The 271-nt window shown below is 32.5% G+C and carries 1 protein-coding gene; it reads left to right on the forward strand.

From position 1 onward, the window contains the following. A partial coding sequence (locus tag ACWA1B_RS22715) for a glycosyltransferase family 2 protein (protein ID WP_456910885.1) occupies positions 1–271 on the forward strand: 271 nt, incomplete at both ends.

The following is a 271-nucleotide window of genomic DNA, read 5'->3' on the forward strand; positions in this document are numbered from 1 at the left end:
GAGGCGTTTCTTCGGCTAGAAACTTAGGTTTGAAAAATGCAACTGGATTTTATATTGCGTTGTTAGATAGTGATGATGAATGGCTTCCAAACAAATTAGAACGCCAGATGCAAATTCTTAAAAATAATTCTGAAATTGATTTTCTGGGGTGTAGTAGAAATGGTGAACAATTGAATATTTTCGGAAGAGTAATAAAAAGGCTTCATAAAGCAAATATTAAAGAATTGCTTGTTAAGATGTTTCCTCAAACCTCTACAGCTGTATTTAAAAG

This window comes from Flavobacterium xizangense, assembly GCF_054075145.1.